At 69.4% G+C, this 19,520-nt stretch carries 15 protein-coding genes and 1 tRNA gene; 8 read left to right on the plus strand and 8 right to left on the minus strand.

Annotated elements, in window-relative coordinates; translation table 11 throughout:
- Positions 1-27: 27 nt before the first annotated feature.
- Both HMH01_RS12900 and HMH01_RS12905 read left to right on the plus strand, forming a co-directional pair.
- Positions 28-2,304: a glycosyltransferase gene (locus HMH01_RS12900; protein ID WP_171326184.1), complete on the plus strand. Its 2,277-nt coding sequence runs from the start codon at positions 28-30 to the stop codon at positions 2,302-2,304.
- Positions 2,305-2,336: 32 nt separating this feature from the next.
- Positions 2,337-2,786, plus strand: coding sequence for an MmcB family DNA repair protein (locus HMH01_RS12905; RefSeq protein WP_171326185.1), 450 nt, complete (start codon positions 2,337-2,339; stop codon positions 2,784-2,786).
- Here HMH01_RS12905 and HMH01_RS12910 read toward each other — a convergent pair.
- Positions 2,764-2,964, minus strand: coding sequence for a DUF6324 family protein (locus tag HMH01_RS12910; protein ID WP_171326186.1), 201 nt, complete (start codon positions 2,962-2,964; stop codon positions 2,764-2,766). The two genes, HMH01_RS12905 and HMH01_RS12910, sit on opposite strands and share 23 nt — an antisense overlap.
- Before the next feature lie 121 nt (positions 2,965-3,085).
- On the opposite strand from HMH01_RS12910, the gene HMH01_RS12915 reads away from it, so the two are divergent.
- Positions 3,086-3,162, plus strand: a tRNA-His gene (locus HMH01_RS12915).
- A gap of 19 nt (positions 3,163-3,181) precedes the next feature.
- Here the strand turns inward: HMH01_RS12915 and HMH01_RS12920 are convergent.
- Entirely contained in the window at positions 3,182-3,574 is a 393-nt protein-coding gene (locus HMH01_RS12920) for a hypothetical protein (RefSeq protein WP_171326187.1), read from the minus strand.
- Positions 3,575-4,214: 640 nt separating this feature from the next.
- Here HMH01_RS12920 and HMH01_RS12925 point away from each other — a divergent pair.
- Genes HMH01_RS12925 through efp form a run of 3 tightly spaced genes read left to right on the plus strand, consistent with a single transcriptional unit; the run spans position 4,215 to position 7,328 of the window.
- Positions 4,215-5,498: an O-antigen ligase family protein gene (locus tag HMH01_RS12925; protein ID WP_171326188.1), complete on the plus strand. Its 1,284-nt coding sequence runs from the start codon at positions 4,215-4,217 to the stop codon at positions 5,496-5,498.
- A complete protein-coding gene (locus tag HMH01_RS12930; protein ID WP_171326189.1) occupies positions 5,495-6,787 on the plus strand; it encodes an O-antigen ligase family protein in 1,293 nt (430 codons plus the stop codon). Before HMH01_RS12925 ends, HMH01_RS12930 begins: the two co-directional genes overlap by 4 nt.
- Complete coding sequence (efp, locus tag HMH01_RS12935; RefSeq protein WP_171326190.1) at positions 6,765-7,328, plus strand: elongation factor P; 564 nt, start codon at positions 6,765-6,767, stop codon at positions 7,326-7,328. The genes HMH01_RS12930 and efp overlap by 23 nt, the downstream gene beginning before the upstream one ends.
- 53 nt (positions 7,329-7,381) lie before the next feature.
- Here the strand turns inward: efp and HMH01_RS12940 are convergent, their stop codons facing one another.
- From HMH01_RS12940 to HMH01_RS12950, 3 genes are all read right to left on the minus strand, one after another.
- A complete protein-coding gene (locus HMH01_RS12940; RefSeq protein WP_171326191.1) occupies positions 7,382-8,464 on the minus strand; it encodes a WD40/YVTN/BNR-like repeat-containing protein in 1,083 nt (360 codons plus the stop codon).
- Between the two features lie 69 nt (positions 8,465-8,533).
- Positions 8,534-10,507, minus strand: a complete 1,974-nt coding sequence (locus tag HMH01_RS12945; protein ID WP_171326192.1) for a bifunctional 2',3'-cyclic-nucleotide 2'-phosphodiesterase/3'-nucleotidase — start codon at positions 10,505-10,507, stop codon at positions 8,534-8,536.
- A 167-nt stretch (positions 10,508-10,674) separates the two neighbouring features.
- Positions 10,675-12,552, minus strand: coding sequence for a bifunctional 2',3'-cyclic-nucleotide 2'-phosphodiesterase/3'-nucleotidase (locus HMH01_RS12950; protein ID WP_171326193.1), 1,878 nt, complete (start codon positions 12,550-12,552; stop codon positions 10,675-10,677).
- A 94-nt stretch (positions 12,553-12,646) separates the two neighbouring features.
- On the opposite strand from HMH01_RS12950, the gene HMH01_RS12955 reads away from it, so the two are divergent.
- A complete protein-coding gene (locus HMH01_RS12955) occupies positions 12,647-13,438 on the plus strand; it encodes an inositol monophosphatase family protein (RefSeq protein ID WP_171326194.1) in 792 nt (263 codons plus the stop codon).
- Here the strand turns inward: HMH01_RS12955 and ygfZ are convergent.
- The gene (gene ygfZ / locus HMH01_RS12960) at positions 13,435-14,229 is read right to left on the minus strand and encodes a CAF17-like 4Fe-4S cluster assembly/insertion protein YgfZ (protein WP_171326195.1); all 795 of its coding nucleotides are present in this window, start codon (positions 14,227-14,229) and stop codon (positions 13,435-13,437) included. The two genes, HMH01_RS12955 and ygfZ, sit on opposite strands and share 4 nt — an antisense overlap.
- A gap of 132 nt (positions 14,230-14,361) precedes the next feature.
- Between ygfZ and HMH01_RS12965 the strand changes: the two genes are divergently transcribed.
- On the plus strand, positions 14,362-15,570 hold the full coding sequence (locus HMH01_RS12965) for a pyridoxal-phosphate-dependent aminotransferase family protein (RefSeq protein WP_171326196.1): 1,209 nt from the start codon (positions 14,362-14,364) through the stop codon (positions 15,568-15,570).
- On the opposite strand, the gene HMH01_RS12970 is transcribed toward HMH01_RS12965, so the two are convergent.
- Positions 15,562-16,662, minus strand: a complete 1,101-nt coding sequence (locus tag HMH01_RS12970; protein ID WP_171326197.1) for a pyridoxal phosphate-dependent aminotransferase — start codon at positions 16,660-16,662, stop codon at positions 15,562-15,564. The genes HMH01_RS12965 and HMH01_RS12970 overlap by 9 nt on opposite strands.
- 25 nt (positions 16,663-16,687) lie before the next feature.
- Positions 16,688-19,477 (minus strand): valine--tRNA ligase, encoded by a 2,790-nt coding sequence (locus tag HMH01_RS12975; RefSeq protein ID WP_171326198.1) that lies wholly within the window; start codon positions 19,475-19,477, stop codon positions 16,688-16,690.
- Positions 19,478-19,520: the final 43 nt, after the last annotated feature.

A 19,520-nucleotide genomic window follows, 5' to 3' on the forward strand; every position in this document is an offset into this window, starting at 1 on the left:
TTAACCACGCAGCCCGAGGATGGCGCCATGACCCAGGCGCTTCCCCCCGCCAGCCCGACCGCCCCGCAGGATGCCCGGCCCGCGCTCTGGATCCTCGGCGGCTTCGCCATGACCGGGGGCGGCGCCGCGCGCAGGCTGGCCGAATGCGCCGCGGGCGCTGCCCTTGGCGGCGCCCGCGTGGTGACGCTCTCGCTGCATCCCGGCGCCTTCGCCGAAAGCGACATCGCCGCCGTCCCGCCGGACGCCCTGGGCGCGCCCGGCATCGTCAGCCTTCGCAGCCTCGCGCGGCTCGCCGGCACGCCCCGGCGCCGCGCGCTCGGCGACTGGTGGGCGCGCCTCACGGCCCTCTGCCACCTCATCGAGAAGGGCGGCCCGGTCCTCCTGCTGCACGAGCCGGGCCGCCATGCCGACAAGGCGCTGGCGCTGATCCTGCGCGCCCGCCTCTCTGCCGCCGCCCGCCGCCGCCTTGGCGCCGCATCGACCACCGACACGGCGGGCGACCTTGTCGCCGGCCGGCTCGGCCTGCCCTGCGCGCCCCCCGACCCCGGCACCGCCGAGGCCGCCCTCTTTGCCCTGGTCCAGCCCCGCGCCGCCCACCCGCTGCGCCTGACCGACCAGCACCTGGCCCGCGCCCTCGCCGGGTCGGACGCCGCCGCGCTTGCCCCCGAAACCCGCGCCAGGCTGCTGGCGCTCGCCCGCCAGGGCCGCGCGATCCGCCCCCGCGACGCCGAGGCCGCGCTCGCCATGGGCCGCGACCGGCCGGCCGGGCCCCGCCCGCGCGCCGTGGCGACCGCGCTCGCCCCCTCGCCGCGCAACCCGCGCCTGACCCGGATGGCCGAACACCTGGCCGCGCTGGGCAAGCGCCCGCGCCTCTGGCGCACCGCCGAGGATACCGCCCCGCCCACCGGCGACGGCCATGCCGGCGCGCTGCTGCGCCATCTCGCAGGCTGCCCCCGCCCCGCCGACGCACCGCATCTTGCCGCCCTCGACCAGCCGCTTCTGCCCGGCGACCCCGCCCTCAGCCGCCGCGAATGGATGCTCGCCTTCGCCCTGCGCCTGCCGGTCGAGCGTATCGAGACCCTTGCCGCCCCCTGGGCCTGCCCAGCCTTGCGCGGCACGCTTGCCGCCCTCTGCCCGCCAGCCCTGCCGGCCCGGCCCGCATCCCCCGCGCTGCGCCTGACCGGCATTGCCGCCAACGGCACCGGCCTGTCGCAGAACTTCTGGATGAGCGCCCAGGCCCTTTCCCGCGCGGGCCTCGCCCCCGTTCTCGACCCGGTGGACGCAACGCCCGGCACGCTCCACCTGCCGCCCCCCGCGGGCCCCGCCCGCCCCGTCCTGCGCGACGTGGTCCTCCACCACCTGAACGCGGACCGGATCCCGCAGGAAATCCTGTCCCGCCATGCAAGGCGCGACGCCTTCCATATCGGCTTTCTCCTGTGGGAACTGGACCGCATCCCCCCCGCCCACCGCCTCGCGATGGAGATGCTGGACGAGATCTGGGTGCCCTCGCTCTTTCTCCAGCGCCTCTACCAGCCGCATTTCAGGGGTCCGGTGGTCCTGATGCGCAAGGGCATCCAGCTGCCCGCGCCCTCTGCCCCGCCGCCGCGCGCCCCCGGCACGCGCCGCTTCGTGACCTGCTTCGATCGCCGCTCCTCGGTCGCGCGCAAGAACCCCCTCGCCGCCGTCCGTGCCTTCCAGACCGCCTTTCCCCGACGCCGGGACGTGGAACTGGTCATCAAGACCACCACGCCGCGCGACCGCGACCGGCCCTGGACCGACCCCGAGGGGCAGATGGGCCGCATCCGCGCCCTTGCCGCCACCGACCCGCGCCTGCACCTGATCGAGGCCGACCTGCCCCTGCCCGACCTGCTCGCCCTGATCGCCGGCGCCGACGGCCTGATCTCGCCCCACCGGGCCGAGGGCTTCGGCTATTTTCCCGCCTGGGCGCTGGCGCTGGAAACGCCCGTGGCCGTCACCGACCATTCCGGCCCGCGCGACTTCTGCACGCCGCTGACCGCCGAGTGCGTGCCCGCCCGCCTCGTCCCGGTGCCCGAGGGCCATGCCATCCTGCGCTGCCCCGGCGCCCGCTGGGCCGAGATCGACACCGATGCGCTTGCCGCGGCCCTGATCCGCATGGCCGACGCCCCCGACGCCGCCCGCAACCAGGCGCGGCGCGGCCGGATGGTGATGGAAACCGACTACAGCCTCGACGCGCAGGCCGCGCGCTACGCCGAACGGCTTGCGCAGCTTGGCCTGACCGCCCCCGCACCCGTCCGGACAGGGGCCGCCCGGCAGCAGGCTTGACGCCATGTTCGCGAAATGTTCAATTCCCGGTCATGCAGGATCGTCCCCAACCCGGCCAGCTTCTCGCCCGCGGCGTCGGGCGACACCTGGAAAGCCTCGGCTTTTCCAGCCTGTTCGAATTCGTCCCCAGCCGCGGCCTGCGCGTGGACGTGATGGCGGTGGGGCCCAGGGGGGAACTCTGGGTGGTGGAATGCAAGTCCTGCCGCGCCGATTTCCGGGCGGATGCGAAATGGCACGGCTATCTGGACTGGTGCGACCGCTTCTTCTGGGCGGTGGACGCGGACTTCCCGCTGGACCTGCTGCCCGAGGGGACCGGCCTCATCCTCGCCGATCCCTGGGACGCGCAGATCCTGCGCCTCGGCCCCGAGACGCCGCTCGCCGCCGCCCGGCGCAAGGCGATGCTGCTGAAGATCGCGCGCACCGGCGCCGACCGCCTGCGCCGCCTGAGCGAGGCCGCCCTCAGCGCTGCCGCTTCGGCTTGATCCCGCGCGCCTGCTCGGCCGCCATGCGCAGCTCTTCGGCGATCTCCTCGGCCTCTTCCGGATCGAAGTCCATCGGCAGGTCGACCCCGTCGCCGGAAATGTAGATCCGCACCATTCCCTGGTCGGTCGGCCCGATCTGCAACCCTGCCTCGATGTCGCTTTCGCTGTTGATGCCCATGATCCTGCCCCCATCCGCGTGCCGCCCCGCCTTACGCCCGCCCCCCGCGGATTTCAAGCGCGCCCCCCCTCAGCCGGGTCTTGCATTCCCCGGCACAAGGCGCTAGGGCATCGCGCACGGTGCCGACTTAGCTCAGTAGGTTAGAGCGCTTGATTGTGGATCAAGAGGTCCCCCGTTCGAGCCGGGGAGTCGGTACCATGAAATCAGTCAACCGGCGTCACCACCTCCAGGTGTAATTCGCCTCGACGCCGATACCCAGTTCCAGCTCGTCATCGGATGCCGACGGGAATGCGAATATCCTGCCGCCAAATCCTGACGCATGCTCGTACTCCAGCCCCACGCGCGCCATCGGCACCACCGGAGCGAACCGGTAGCCGGTCACCACCCCCGCCTGGACGAATGTCAATCCGGGCCCGTCGATGTTGACCCCGGCCGCAAGGGCAATGCGATCCTGGCTGTTCAGATACGCGCCTATCCTGTAGCCAAGCCAGTCCGGACCCGGACCCTCGAACGTGGCATAGATCGCCGGGTGAAACTCGTTGCATTTCCTGCAATGGTCTATGTGCTCGGTCAGCCCAAGGACGACGGTCAGCGAGATGATGTCGAACATCAACGCACCATCCCGCCGGCGCACCCGAGTCCCGACAGGCTCTCAAGGTCGGGCAAGATCTCGTTGGGAATCGCAGCGCACGAGCACGCCCCATTGCCGTATAGTGAAATGACCATCCGTAGCCCCGCTGGCTATCGCATGATCGCACTACGATAGCGTCATGAAAATGAAGACATCTCTTGACGATTATGCCGGGTGCCACTGCTGGTGATGCTGTAGCCGAGCGTTTGATCGTAAGATCCCTTGGGATTCCGATGTCTGCCGAAATTACTCGTTATCTCGGTAACCGCTCTACAACTTCAAATCGTAGGCAAGCATCCCGGTCTCGTCAATCACGCGGCGCAGCAAGTCCATTTCGGGCGGCTCGCGGCCGAACTGCCCGCGATCCGGCGCAGCGGCAGGCAGGCCACCCCGATCCCGCGACGCGCTGTGGCGCGTGACCCGGCGGCCCCGACCGAGCGCCGCGGAAAGCCGGGAACGATCGTCGCCGACACCGGCGACCGCACCCGGCCCCGGACGACCAGACCGGTGCAGCACGGCCACGCCCGCCCGAAACTCGTCTCTGGGCCCTGCCGCGGTGAGAGCGTATTGGGTAGCGTCAGCGCCACATGACGGCGAGACGGCACCCCTGATGACCCCCATGCCCAGCGACACGACCCGCAGCCCCGCAACCGATGCGGGATGGCCGCCTGCCGCGCTTGCCATGGTGGCCGCGGCCACGACACTCGTATCGCTGGGCCTGATGATCGGCGGCCTCACCGAGACGGCGCTTGCGATACCGCTCGCGCAATATCTCTGCATTACGGTCCTGCTTTACAGCCTCGCGCTCGGGATGCGTCCGGTCCCTGCGACAGTTGCCTGGCCCTGGCTTGCGCTGGCGGCCATCGTGGTCACGGCATTTGTGGCGGGGATCCTGTCCGACGGCGTATACAGAGGCTCGGCACTCAGGCGTCTGCAGATCGTCGTGTCTTACATCGCGCTTGCTCCGGCCGTTGCATGGCTCGCGGCGCGACGGGATGGAACCCGCCACGCTTTCGTCCTGGCCCTCATCGCAGGCCCCCTTCTGCATATACCGCTGGTTCTCGCGGCGGCGCTGTTCGAGGACCGGCTCGGCTACGGCCCGCTGCTCGTCATCAACATTCCCTATTTCCACGTTAGGCTCTGGGGCGTGGTCCTTGCCGCTGCTCTTGCGGCAACGCTCGGCCTCATGGCCTGCCGCCCTCCGTCGCGCCAAGCCGTCGGCTTCGCGGTGACGGCGGTGCTGTCGGCGGCCCTGTTCTGGTCCGGCTCCCGCGTAGGACTGCTCGGGCTTGTTGCAGCGATACTTCTCCTTCCCCTGCTCACGGGGAGAAAGGGTCTCGGGGCGCTACCGGCTTTCGCCGCAGGCCTTTTGCTCGGCATCCTCCTGTCGCTTCCAGTGCCGATCCCCGACCCCAACCTGGGCTTTGTCGAGAACTTCATGCCCGCAGCCGAGATGCCCGCAGCCGAGATGGCGGCACTGTCGCCCGATGCCGTGTTGAGCGGCCGGCTCACCCTGTGGGTCATGACATGGGAGCAGATCCTGAAGGCCCCCCTTGTTGGCAACGGCTTCGAGCAGTTCGCCTTTTTCCACGAAAACGCCCGCGCACCGGACATCCCTATCTTCTGGCATCCCCACAACGCGGTCCTACAATTCCTGTTCGACTTCGGCTTTGTCGGTGGAACCGCCCTGATCGTTCTCCTGCTCGCGCTCTGGATTCGGGCCCTGCGCCTGACGCTACGCCATCCGGAACCGGCGCGGATCGCAGCCCATCTGGCCCTGACAGCACTTGCGGCGATGTCCCTGGTCGAGGGCGTCCTCTATTACGAGGCGACGCTCTTGGTCGTGGCGCTGTGCTTCGGCCTCACGCTCGGCCGCCCCGCAGCCCCCGGGGCGCGCGCATGATCCGCACCCGGCCCTACAGGTGGGCGCTTCTCACGCTGCCGGTGTTTCTGCTGGCCATGGGGCTGTTCGACCTCGGCTGGTTCCTGCGCACTGGCGCCTTCGCCGAGATCGAGCACATCAACGGCTGGTCCAAGATCTTTCTCTGCGCGCTGCTGCTGGGCTACGCCCTCAGGCACTTCACCCCGGTCGCCCCCCGCGCCTTCGCCGCCTTCAACATCGCGTGGGTGGCGGCCTATGCCGTGGCCTACGCCGTCAGCGTCGACAAATCGGACGGCCCGCTGCCGCTGATCCATGTCTTCGTCGCGGGCCATGTCCTTTTCTTCACGGCCTTTCTCGTCACCCGCGACCCGGTGACCGAGACGCGCGACCTGTCCTTGTTCATCGCCGCGCTCGGCCTTTTCGCCCTGCCCGCGACGCTGCTGGCCTGGCCCCTGATCGAGGCGCCTGTGGACGGGCTGGCCAACCGCCTGCCGGGCCTGAGCTGGATCCGCCCCTTCGGGGACCTGATGACGGCCACCCTGGCAGCCGCGATCGGGCTGGCGGCAATGGCCGGCCCCTCGCCGCGACGCCGCATCCTGGCCCTTGCGGCCGTGACCCTGCTCGCAGCGGCACTCTGCTGGTCGGGTGGCCGCGGCGGGCTGGCCGCGATCATCGGCACCCTTGCGCTCGGCGCCACGCTTTCCCGCGACTTGCGCCGCGCCCTGCCGCCGATCACGGCCGCGCTCGTGCTTGGCGCGCTCCTGTCGCTGCCGCTGCCCGCCGAAAGCGCCGGGCTCCAGATCTTCGGCCGCATCGCGCAGGATGCCGAAAGCATGGCCCAGGGCGCCGACATCTCCTCTGCCCGGCTCGAGATCTGGCGCCGCGGGATCGACCTGATCCTCGAAAAGCCGATCTTCGGCCACGGCTTCTTCCAGGCCGGCTGGATCCTCGACTGGCCGAACGACGTGCGCCACCGCCACCTCCACAACGCGCCGCTGGAACTGGCGCTCGCGGTGGGCATCCCGCTTGCCCTCGCGCTTCTTGCGCTTGCCGGCTGGGCCTGGATCCGCGGCGCGGCCATCGCCCGCCGCCACCCCGACACCCTGCCCGCCTTTCTGGTGCTGACCGCGATGTACGCCCTGTCGCTCGTCTCGGGAAACTACATCCACATGGAGGGCCTGATCCCCTGGGCCGTCGCAGGCGGAATCCTCATGGGCCGCGCCTTGCCAGCCGACCCGAATGCCGCTAGGGGAGACGCCAGCAAACCGCACACCCCCAGAGGTTCCGATGCCCAAGATCAACGGCAATGAAATTCGTCCGGGCAACATCCTGGAACATGACGGCGGCCTCTGGGTCGCGGTCAAGGTCGCCCATGTGAAACCCGGCAAGGGCGGCGCCTTCGCGCAGGTCGAGATGAAGAACCTGCGCAACGGCTCCAAGCTGAACGAGCGCTTCCGCTCCGCAGACAAGGTGGAACGCGTCCGCCTCGAGCAGAAGGACCAGCAGTTCCTGTTCGAGAATGACGGCATGCTCGTCTTCATGGACTCGGAGACCTTCGAGCAGATCGAACTGCCCTCCGACATCCTGGGCGAGCGTCGGCCCTTCCTGCAGGACGGCATGACCGTCACCGTCGAATACTACGACGACGAGGCGCTTTCCATGTCGCTGCCCGAGAAAGTCACCTGCACCATCGCCGAGACAGAGCCCGCGGTGAAGGGCCAGACCGCCGCCAACAGCTTCAAGCCCGCCGTTCTGGACAATGGCGTGCGCATCATGGTCCCCCCCTTCGTGGGCCAGGGCGAGGCGGTGATCATCAACACCGAGACCATGGAATATTCCGAGCGCGCCTGACGCCCGCCCGGACGACCCTGCCGACGGGGCCCCGCGCGGGCCCCGTTCGCATTTCAGCCCCCCAGCCGCATCACCTCCACCGACAGCACCGTGGGCAGGTTGCGCGCTACCTCCACCCAGCTTTCCCCCTCGTCGGCGCTGGCATGGATGCTGCCCGCATTGGTCCCGAAATAGACCCCCGCGGGTTCCCCGTCATCGACCGCCAGCGCCTGCCTGAGCACGGTGAAATAGCAATGCTCCTGCGGCAGTCCGCGCCGCTGCGCAGCCCAGGTCGCACCCCCGTCCATGCTGCGCCAGACCGCCGCCGCCGCCCCCGGCATGTAGCGCCCGGCCACGTCGCCGTTCATCGGCACCAGCCACACCACGCCCGGATCGCGCGGATGCACCCCCACCGGAAAGCCGAAGCTCGACGGCAGCCCCGCCTCGATGCTCTGCCAGCTGCGCCCGGCGTCAAGGCTCCGATACATCCCGCAATGGTTCTGCTGGTACATCACGCCGCCGGGGCCCAGCGCCAGCCCGTGCACGCATTGGCCGTAAGGCGCGCCGCAGCGCTCGGCCTCGGTCTCGGCGTAGTCGTTGCGCACGCCCATGTTGCGCGGCTCCCAGCTGGCGCCGCCATCCTCGCTGGCGAACACCCCCGCGGACGAGATGCCGACCCAGATCCGGCCCGGATTGCCGGGATCGGTCACGATGTGATGCAGCGTCAGCCCCGCGCCGCCCGGATGCCAGTGCGCCCGGCTCGGATGCGCGGTCAGCGCGTCCAGCCGCGCCCAGGTCTCGCCGCCATCGCGGCTTTCGAACAGCTCCGCCGGCCGCGTGCCCGCATATAGCCGCCCCGGCGCGCGGCCCAGCGACCAGACGCTGTCGATGGGGGCCGCGCGTTCCTCGGCATGGATCCCCTCGCCCGACCAGCGCCAGCTGCCGCCCAGGTCGTCGCTGCGCCAGACGCCGATCCCATGCCACGGAGAGCCGCCCGCCGCATGGATCACCCCCGTTTCCGGGTCGCCGATCACATGGTTGATGGGCCAGCCGTCGCAGAACGGGCCGCGGATCGCCCAGTCGCGGCGGCCCGCGTCCCCGTCCAGCACGAAGGCGCCCTTGGTGGTTCCGATCAGCAGGTGTATTCGCCCGGACATGGCCGCGCCTCCCCGGCAAGGAAACGCGGCCAGTCTATCACGCGCGCCCGAGTCGCCGCGAGCGGCGCGTCAGAGCGTCATGCGGTAAAGCGCGAAGCCGCCTTCGCCCTCGCCCGCGGGTTCGATCGCGACGCTTCTGACCGCGCCCGCATGGGCCGCCGCCGCCGGTCCGGTCTGGAACAGCACGGTGGTGCCGGGCATCGGCGCAAAGCTCCAGTTGCCATCCGCCGCCGGGTCGATGGTGCCCTGCTCCACGATGTAGCGCACGATCACGTCGCGGTTGGTGTCCGGCCCCTCGAAGATGATGGTGGATCCATCCGCGCCCGGAAAACTGCCGCCGCCGCCCGCGCGGTAGTTGTTGGTCGCCACCACGAACATCTGGGCATCATCGATCGGCGCGCCGTTCCAGCTCAGGTCCACGATCCGGTGCGCGTCCGGGTTCACGACAGTGCCCTCGTTGTCGTAGCGGGCGGGCTGGCTCAGGTCGATGCGGTAGCTGACCCCGTCGATCACGTCGAAATTGTAGGACGGGAAATCGGGGTTCAGCAGCGCCGCGTCCTGCGCGCCGGGATCCACCTGGTTGAACATGCCGGCGCTGCGCTCCAGCCATTCGCGCACGGTCGCCCCGTCGATCGCCACCGCCATCACCGTGTTGGGATACAGGTACAGGTCCGCCACGTTCTTGATCGCCACCGGCCCCGGGGGCACGTCGGTGTAGTAATCCGGCCCGCCCCGGCCACCCGCCTTGAAGGGGGCGGCGGCGGACAGGATCGGCAGGCCCTCCCACTCGGTGCCCCTCATCATCTGCTCGATGTACCAGGTCTGCGCCTGGCTCACGATCTGGACCGAGGGATCGTCGGCCACCAGCGCGAAATAGCTGTGCAGATGGGCGGCCGTCTCGCCCACCGCGCGGCGCACATAATCCAGCGTCTCCTGGTGGGTGGCGGCCACCGCCGCCAGCACCGGGGCCGCGTCCTCGACCAGCGGGCGCGTCTCGCGCTCCACCCGCTCATAGATCGGCCGGGCCGAGGCCTCGTGCCCGATCACCCGCCAGCCGTCGCCATCCTGTTCCAGCATCAGGTCGATCAGCCCCAGGTGCGAGCCCCAGAAACCCGGCATCGTCGCGGGCTTGCCCAGAAGCGTGCCGCGCTCGGTATCGATGCCGCCGCCGGTCTCGTAGCCGTCGCCGGGGAACACCCGGTGGTGATGCCCGGTGACGATGGCATCGATCCCGTCGATCCCGGCCAGGTAGAGCGATGCGTTCTCCATCCCCTCATGCACCCGGTCGGCGGAAATGCCCGAATGGCTCAGCGCCACCACGATGTCGGCGCCCTCCTCGCGCATCTGCGGCACCCAGCCCTGGGCCGCCAGCAGGATGTCGCGGGCGCTGACATTGCCCTCCAGGTGGCGCGCGTCCCAGGTCATGATCTGCGGCGGGCAGAAACCGATCAGCCCGACCCGCACCGTGTGCGCGTTGCCCGCCCCGTCCACGATCTCGCGGTCGACGATCACATAGGGCGGCACCAGCGTCTGGTCCTCGCGCGCCGTGGCGCCCAGCGCGCCGCGCACCACGTTGGCCGACACGACCGGGAAATTCGCCCCCGCGATCACCTTGGACAGGAAGTCGAGCCCGTAGTTGAACTCGTGGTTGCCCAGCGTCGAGGCCTCGTATCCCAGGACGTTCATCGCCGCGATGATCGGGTGGATGTCGCCCTCGCGCATGCCGCGCTCATAGGCGATGTAGTCGCCCATCGGGTTGCCCTGAAGGAAGTCGCCATTGTCCACCAGCATCGCGTTGCCGGCCTCGGCCCGGATCGCCTCGATGATGGATGCGGTGCGCGCCAGTCCCATCGTGTCGTTGGGCCGGTCGCCGTAGTAGTCGTAGGGATAGACATGCACATGCAGGTCGGTGGTGGCCATGATCCGCAGATGCGCCTGCCGCGCCTGCGCGCGGGCGGCGAAGGGGTGCAGCGCGATCAGCGATCCGGCTGCGCCGGCACTGGCAAGGAACGCTCTGCGGCTGGGGGCGGGAAGTCTGGTCATGGGTCGGTCCCTCTGGTCCTGTTTCGCGCGTCTCGGGGCGCGCTCTCCGTCATGTTCGCCAATCTGTCGGCGAAGTGTATCGCTTTTTCGACAGGTCCGGCGGAAACGCCGGAAATCGCCGGATGCCATACGCCTGCCATACGCTTGCCATACGTTTTCCAGACCGCCTAAAGCCGCAGCCGGAACACCATTCCGCCCCCCGCATCGGGGCCGACCGGCTCGATCTCGGGCCCGCCCGCAAGCGGCAGTTCCGCCACCGCCGCGGGGCTCGAAACGAAGCTCACGCTGGTCCCGGGCAGGGGGTGGAAGCGCCAGTTCGGCCGTGTCGCCGGGTCGATCCCGCCCGTCCTGCGCACATGGGCCAGCAGGATGTCGCGGTTGGAAACCGAGGCCTCCATCACCCGCGGCGCGACCCCGGCGCCGGGGAAATTCCCCCCGCCCCCGGCCCGGTAGCTGTTGGTTGCCAGCACGAAGCGATCGCCCGGCGCGACCGGCCGGCCATCATGGCAGAGATCTTTTATGCGCCTGTTTTCATTTGCGTTTCTACGCCCCTCGGCGTCATAGCGGGCGGGCTGGCTCAGGTCGATCGCATAGGTCACGCCGTCGATCACGTCGAAATTGTAGGTGTGATGCGCGGGGTCGATCAGCGCCGCATCGCGCGCCCCCGGCGCCACCTGCCGGAAGATCGCCGCCGCCCGTTCCAGCCATTCCGACACCTGTTCCCCGGTCATCAGCAGCGCCGTCGCCGCGTTGGGGTAAAGATACAGGTCCGCCACATCCCGCAGCGCCACCGGCCCCGCCGGTATGGCCGTATAGCTCCCGCCCCCCGCCTTGAACGGAGAGCTGACCGACAGCACCGGCACCCCCTCCCACTCCGTCCCCGCCAGTTCCCTCCGGACAAACTCCGCCTGCGCCCGCGTCACCACCTGCACCGCCGCGCAATCGGCGACCATCGCGAAATGGGTCGTGACCGGCGCGGGCGTGTGACCCACGGATTCCGACATCAGATCAAGGGTTTGGCGGTGCGCGTCCGCGACCACGGCACGGATCCCGGGCGCGTCTGCGACCCTCGGGCGGTCCATGAAGATCGGCCGCGCCTCGGCCCGCTGCCCCGCGATACGCCACCCCTGCGGGCCCCGTTCCAGGCGCAGGTCCAGCACCCCCAGATGCGAGCCGAAGGCCCCCGCCATCACGGCCGGCGTGCCGTTCAGCGTTCCGGCCTCCGGATCGGCACCGGGCACATCCGCGAAGTCCGGCCCCGGAAAGACCTGGTGCTGGTGGCCGCAAATGATCACGTCCACCCCCGGCACGGACGCCAGATGCAGCGCCGCCTGCTCCATCCCCGGGCGATAGGGCTCGGGGTTGATGCCGCAATGGGCCAGCACCACGACCAGGTCCGCCCCTCGTGCCCGCAGTTCAGGCGCCCAGGCGGCAAGCGTCTCGCGCATGTCGCGCGCGTCGACCCGACCCGCAAGCAGCCGGTGATCCCAGCCCATGATCTGCGTCGGGCACAGCCCCAGCACGCCGATGGTCAACAGGTGCTCTGCCCCCGCCGTATCGGTCAACGCCTTCTCCAGCATCGCGAAAGGCGGGATCAGATGGGTGTCTGCCAACGGATCGGCGGCCAGCGGGTCCCGTACGACATTCGCCGTCACCACCGGGAAATCCGCACCCGCAAGGCAGCGGTCCAGAAACTCCAGCCCGAAGTTGAAATCGTGATTGCCGAGCGTCGCCACCTCGATCCCGGCGGCGTTCATCGCGGCGATCACCGGGTGCGGGCCGCTGTCCAACCGGGCAGGATCCTCGGCCACCAGGTCGCCCAGCGGGTTGCCTTGCAGGAAATCGCCGCAATCCACCACCAGCACGTTGCCCTGCGGCGCCCCGGCGCGGGCGGCATCGAGCAGGGAAGCGGTCCGGACCAGCCCGTGGCGGTCGGTCGCGCGGTCGGCAAAGTAGTCCCAGGCGGTGATGTGGCCGTGTAGGTCGGTCGTGGACAACAGCCGGAGGTTCAGGATCGGGGCGCCATCGTCGGCTGGGTCAGTCATTGAAAATGCATTGCGTCAATTGTCTCCTGCATGTCGGCTTGGCCTTTTGCGCCCGAAGGCATAAGAGAGGCGCGAAACGGACAGCGGGACCACCATGACAATCGCATCGGCGAATCTCAACATAATGATCAAGGCCGCGCGCAAGGCGGGACGCTCGCTCGTGCGCGACTTCGGCGAGGTCGAGAACCTTCAGGTCTCTTCGAAAAGCGCGGGCGATTTCGTCAGCCGCGCCGACATCAAGGCGGAACAGATCATCCGCGCCGAACTGACCGAGGCGCGGCCGAATTACGGCTGGCTGGGCGAGGAGACGGGCGCCTCCGACGGGACCGACCCGACCCGGCGCTGGATCGTCGATCCGCTGGACGGGACCACCAACTTCCTGCACGGCATGCCGCACTGGGCCGTGTCCATCGCACTTGAGCACAAGGGCCAGATCGTCGCCGCCGTGGTCTACGACCCGATCAAGGACGAGATGTTCACCGCCGAAAAGGGCGCGGGCGCCTGGATGAACGACCGCCGGATGCGGGTGTCGGACCGCCGCGACATGACCGCGGCGGTGTTCGCGACCGGCGTGCCCTTTGCGGCGAACCCGAACCTGCCGACCTTTCTCAGGCAGCTGGCGCGCCTCAGCCCGCAATGCGCCGGTATCCGGCGCTGGGGGGCGGCGTCGCTCGACCTGGCCTATGTGGCGGCCGGGCGCTACGACGGCTACTGGGAAATGGGCATCCAGGCCTGGGACATGGCCGCCGGCGTTCTGCTGGTGCGCGAGGCGGGCGGCATGATCGACGGCTTCACCCCCGACACCTATCCGGTGGAGGATGGCGGCGTGGTCGCCGCCAACGAGCCGCTGTTCAACCGTCTCGCCGAAACGGTGCGCGAGCGTTAATCCCCGATCGGGTGGATGCGGGCGTCGCCCGCTGCCATCCCCTCGCCCATGCGGTCGAAGCGCAGATGCGCAAGGCCGATGCCGTTCGCGGTGGAATGGAGCGTGCCGACCCGCTTGCCATCGCGCAGGATCTCGGTCCCGGGCGGTGGGGCGGCTCCCTCTACCCGGACGCGGACCAGCCCCTTGCGGAGTTCCGTCTTGTGGCGCATCCGGGCGGTGACTTCCTGCCCGACATAGCAGCCCTTGCGGAAATCCACCCCGTTCAGCCGGTCGAAGCCCGACTCGAGGATGTAGCTGTCATTGGCGACCAGGTCGCGCCCCGAGGCCGGCACGCCGCGTTCGATGCGCAGCGCGTCCCAGGCCACCGGATCGCCGGGCGCAAGCCCCGCCATCAGCGCCTGCGGGTCCGGCCCGTAAAGCCGCCAGCCGAGGCTTGCGTCGCGCGGATCGGCGATGGCGCCCTCTGGCGGCGTCCCCTCGCCCCAGAGCTGAACGACCCGGAGCGCGGTTTCCTCGATCGTGACCTTTGCGCGCAGCCGGTACATGGACAGCCGCCGCGCCAGGTCCTGCGCCTGGGCTGCGTCGCAGTCCAGAAGCACCGACTCATCGCCCCCGGGGACGATCAGGAAATCGGCCAGGTACTTGCCCTGCGGCGTCAGAAGGGCCGCGTAGACAGCCCCTCGCGACAGCTGGCGGATGTCGTTGGTGACCAGGTCCTGCAGGAACTTGCGGTGGTCCGGACCCGCCACCCTGAGCACGGCCCGGTCGGTTGCGTGAAATGCCTCGATCATGTGCGCCTCCCGTCCCTCGACATAGGGGGGCGCGGCGGCGCTGTCACCCCCCGGCCTGCGGCCGATATTGGCATTGGCAGCGCCGACAAAAGGCCTATTGTCCGGCCGGTTGACGAACGGAGTCTCCCTGCCATGACCCTTGCCCACGGCCGCCCGCTGCGCGCCATCCCCGGCCCCTCGATCCTTCCCGACCGCGTGCTGCGCGCCATGCATCGCGCCGCGCCCAACATCTACGAGGGGCCGCTGATCGAGATGACGGCCGAGGTGTCGCGCAACCTGCGCCGGGTCGCCCGCACCGACGGGCATGTGGCCATGTATATCGGCAACGGCCACGCCGCCTGGGAGGGGGCGCTGGTGAACGTGCTGGAACCCGGCGACCTGGCGCTGGTGCTGGTCAACGGCCGCTTCGCGCTGGGCTGGTCCGAGATGGCGCGCGCGCTCGGCATCGAGGTGGAGCTTCTCGATTGCGGCACGGAAGCCGCCGCCGATCCGGCCCGGCTGGAGGCGCGGCTGCGCGCCGACACCGATGGGCGGATCCGGGCGGTGCTGACGACGCAGACCGACACATCCACTTCGGTGAACAACGACATCGCGGCGCTGGGGGCGGCGATCCGGGCCGCGGGGCATGACGCGCTGTTCATGGTGGACTGCATCGCGAGCCTGGCCTGCGCCCGCTTCGAGATGGACGCCTGGGGCGTGGACGTGATGGTGGCCGGCTGCCAGAAGGGGCTGATGACGCCGCCGGGCATGTCCTTTGCCTTTGCCAATGATCGCGCGCTTGCGCGGCGCCAGACCATGACGCGGGTATCGCCCTATTTCGACTGGCTGCCACGCTTTCATCCCGCGATGTACTACCAGAACTTCTGCGGCACGGCGCCCACGCATCACGTCTATGGCCTGCACGAGGCGCTGACGATGATCCTCGAGGAGGAGGGGCTGGAGAATGTCTGGTCCCGCCACGAGGCGATGGCGCAGACGGTGTGGTCGGCGGTCGATGTCTGGGGCGAGACGGGGTCGATCCGGCTGAACGTGCCGGACCCCGCGCACCGATCGGTCGCGGTAACGACCATACAGACCGGCCCCGGAGAGGCCGAGCGGCTGAGGCGCTGGTGCGAGGATCGGGCCGGCGTGACGCTGGGGCTGGGGCTTGGCATGGGCGGGGCGAAATCGCCGCCGGGCGATTCGATCTTCCGCATCGGGCATATGGGGCATCTGAACCCGCCGATGCTGCTGGGCACGCTGGCGACCATCGATGCCGGGCTGAAGGCGCTGGGCATCCCGCATGGCGGGGGGGCGCTGCGCGTGGCATCCGAGACGATGGCGCGGGTGGCGTCAGCCTAGGTCGCGCAGCGTCTCGCGCAGGGCGGCGGCAAAGGCGTCAAGATCCTCGGGCCGCCCGGCGCTGACGCGGATGCAGCGATTCTCCGGCGCGGCGAAGGGCATGCGCACGAAGATGCCGCGCGCCACCAGCCCGTCGCGCACCGCCGTGGCATGGGCGCCGTCGCGGCCGCAGTCGATGGTCACGAAATTCGTGGCCGATGGCAGCGCGCGCAGGCCGTTCCCGGCGGCGATATCCGCCATCCGCGCCCGCGCGTCGGCCACCTGCGCCACCACCTGCGCCAGCCAGTCGGGCGCGCGGAGCGAGGCCAGCGCGCCAGCCTGCGCAACCAGGTTGACGCCGAAATGGTCGCGGATCCGGGCATGGGCGGCGATCAGATCCTGATGGGCGATGGCATAGCCGATGCGCGCGCCGGCCATGCCATGCGCCTTGGAAAAGGTGCGCATCCGGATCACGTTGGGGCGCGACACGTCCATCGCGGGCAGCGTGTCCGGGGGCGCGAAATCGGCATAGGCCTCGTCGAGGCAGAGGACCGTGTCCTCGGGCAGCGCATCGATGAAGGCCTGCACCCGGGCGGCCCCATGCCAGCTGCCCATCGGGTTGTCGGGGTTGCAGAAATAGACCAGCGGCGCGCGGGTCTGGCGCACCGCATCGAGCAACGCGTCGGGATCCTCGGCATCGTCGCGGTAGGGCACGGCGTGAAGCGCGCCGCCCGAGCCCGCGACATGGTAGTTGAAGGTCGGGTACGCCCCGCGCGAGGTCACGACCGGCGTGCCGGGCGCCACCAGCAGGCGCACCAGCGTGCCCAGAAGCCCGTCGATCCCGGCACCGATCACGATGTTCTCCATCCCCACGCCGTGCAGGGCGGCAAGTTCGGCGCGCAGCTCGAAGCTTTCGGCGTCCCCGTATTTCCAGACCTGCGCCGCGGCCCGTTCCATAGCGGCGATGGCCTCGGGGGCGGGGCCGAACACGCTTTCATTCGCGCCCAGCCGCGCTGCAAAGGGCCGGCCCATCGCGCGTTCCTGCTGCTCGGGCCCGACGAAGGGCACGGTTGCGGGCAGGGCTGCGACGACATCGGTGTAGCGCGGGCTCATGGCGGGCCCTCCTTCGGTTCGGGGTTCAGGCAAGCGCCGCAAGCCGTGCGCCCGCGGCGTTCAACTTGGCCTCGTCCGCCTCCAGTTCCTCCAGCCGGGCGCGGGCCTCGTCCACCACCTCCTCGGGGGCGTTGGCGACGAACTTCTCGTTCGAGAGCTTGGCCTTGAGCCCGCCCATTTCCTTTTGCAGCTTGCCCAGCGCCTTTTCCAGCCGCGCGCGTTCCTCGTCGAGGTCGATGACGTCGGCGAGCGGCAGGCAGAAGGTGCCGCCGGGAACCGGCAGGGTCACGGCGCCCTTGGGGGCAGCGGCGGCGGTCTGGAACTCGGACACCCGCGCAAGGCGTTCGATCAGCGCGCGGTTGCGGGCAAGGGCGGCCTGCCCGGCGGCATCCAGGTCGAGCTGGATCAGCGGCACCTTCGCGCCCACGGGCACGCGCGTCTCGGCCCGGACCGAGCGGATATCCTCGATAAGGCCGATCACCCAGCCCATCTCGGCATCCGCCTCGGCGTCGGCCAGTTGGGACGCGGTGTAGGTGGGCCAATCGGCATGGACCAGCATCTTCGCCCGGGGCGCGATATCGCCCCACAGCTGTTCGGTGATGAAGGGCATGATCGGGTGCAGCAGGATCAGGCACTGGTCGATGGCCCAGGCCATGGTCGCCCGCGTCTCGGCCACCAGCGCCGCGTCATCCGATTGCAGCAGGGGCTTGGCGAATTCGACATACCAGTCGCAGACCTTGCCCCAGACATGCGCGTAAAGCGCGTTGGCCGCGTCGTTGAAACGGAAGGCGGTCAACGCCTCGTCCACGGACTCGCGCACGCGGGCGGTCTCGCCGACGATCCAGCGGTTGACGGTCGCGGTGCAGGATTTCGGATCGAAATCGGGCTGCGGGGAACATTCGTTCATTTCCGCGAAACGCGCGGCATTCCAGAGCTTCGTGCCGAAGTTGCGATAGCCCTGGATCCGGGCGGTCGAAAGCTTCAGGTCACGGCCCATCGCGGCCATGGCGGTCAGGGTGAAGCGAACGGCGTCGGCGCCGTATTCGTCGATCAGTTCAAGGGGATCGAGGACGTTGCCAAGGGACTTGGACATCTTCTTGCCCTTCTCGTCCCGGACCAGCGCATGTACATAGACGGTGTGAAAGGGCACTTCCTTCACCAATTCGAGCTGCATCATCATCATCCGGGCCACCCAGAAGAAGATGATGTCGAAGCCGGTCACAAGGACGTCGGTGGGGAAATAGCGCTTCAGCTCCTCGGTCTGTTCGGGCCAGCCCAGCGTGCCGATGGGCCAGAGGCCGGAGGAGAACCAGGTGTCGAGAACGTCGGGGTCGCGGGTGAGCGCCTTGCCGCCGGCCATACTGCGCGCCTCGTCCTCGGACATGGCGCAATAGGGGGTGCCCTGGTCGTCGTACCACACAGGGATCTGGTGCCCCCACCAGAGCTGGCGCGAGATGCACCAGGGCTCGATGTTCTCGAGCCAGTGGTAATAGACCTTCTCGTGCTGCTCGGGCAGGATCCGGGTCCGGCCGTCGCGCACCGCGTCGATGGCGGGCTGGACGACCTGCTTCGTGTCCACGAACCACTGGTCGGTCAGGAGCGGCTCGATCGCCACCTTGGAGCGGTCGCCATGCGGGACCATGTGGCGGTCGGGATCGATCCCGTCGAGCCAACCCTCCTGCCCCGCGATGGTGATGATGGCATCGCGCACCTCGTAGCGGTCGCGCCCGTGGAAGCGTTCCTTCAGCGTGGCGAAGGTGTCGTCGTCCATCCCCTCGCGGAAGCCGGGGTCCACCTCGAGGTCGATCTGCGCCCGCGTGCCCATCACGTTGATGACACGCAGGTTCTGCCGCTGGCCCACGGCCCAGTCGTTGAAATCGTGCGCGGGCGTCATCTTGACGGCGCCGGTGCCCTTTTCGGGGTCGGCGTAGTCGTCGGCTACGATGGGCACGACGCGGCCCGTCAGCGGCAGGCGCACGGTCTTGCCCACCAGATGCGCATAGCGCGCATCATCGGGATGCACGGCGACGCCGGTATCGCCCAGCATCGTCTCGGGCCGGGTGGTGGCGACGACCAGGTAATCGCGGGTCTCGGTGGCGGTGACGTTGCCATCCTCGTCCCACTCGACGGGGTGCTGGTAGGTCGCGCCGTCCATCAGCTGGTAGCGCAACCGCCAGAGGTTGCCGTCCACCTCGACCTGCTCGACCTCCAGGTCCGAGATCGCAGTCTCGAAATGCGGATCCCAGTTCACCAGCCGCTTGCCGCGATAGATGATGCCCTTGTTGTAAAGCTCGACGAAGACCTTCAGCACCGCGTCATGGAAGTTGGGCGCGCCCGAGCCCGCCTCGGGGTCGCCCGGCGCGCCGCCCATGGTGAAGGCTTCGCGGCTCCAGTCGCACGACGCGCCGAGGCGTTCGAGCTGGCCGCGGATGTTGCCGCGGGATTTCTTCTTCTGCTCCCACACCCGGGCGACGAAGGCGTCGCGCCCCATCTCGCGGCGGCCGGGCTTGCCTTCCTTGGCCAGTTCCCGTTCCACCACCATCTGGGTGGCGATGCCGGCATGGTCGGTGCCGGGCTGCCAGAGCGTGTCATGCCCCTGCATGCGGTGCCAGCGCGTCAGGATGTCCTGCAACGTGTTGTTGAACGCGTGCCCCATGTGCAGGCTGCCGGTCACGTTGGGCGGCGGGATCATGATGCAGAACGTCTCGGCGCCGGGCTTCGCGTTCGCGCCGGCACGGAAGGCGCCGGCCCTGTCCCAGGCGGCTGCGATGGCGGCCTCGGAGGCACCGGCGTCGAAAGTCTTTTCCATGGCCATCGTGGCAATCCTCGATCGGGCTGTAAGCGTTGCACTTCCCATA

The sequence above is a fragment of the Halovulum dunhuangense genome (assembly GCF_013093415.1).
Lineage (GTDB): Bacteria > Pseudomonadota > Alphaproteobacteria > Rhodobacterales > Rhodobacteraceae > Halovulum > Halovulum dunhuangense.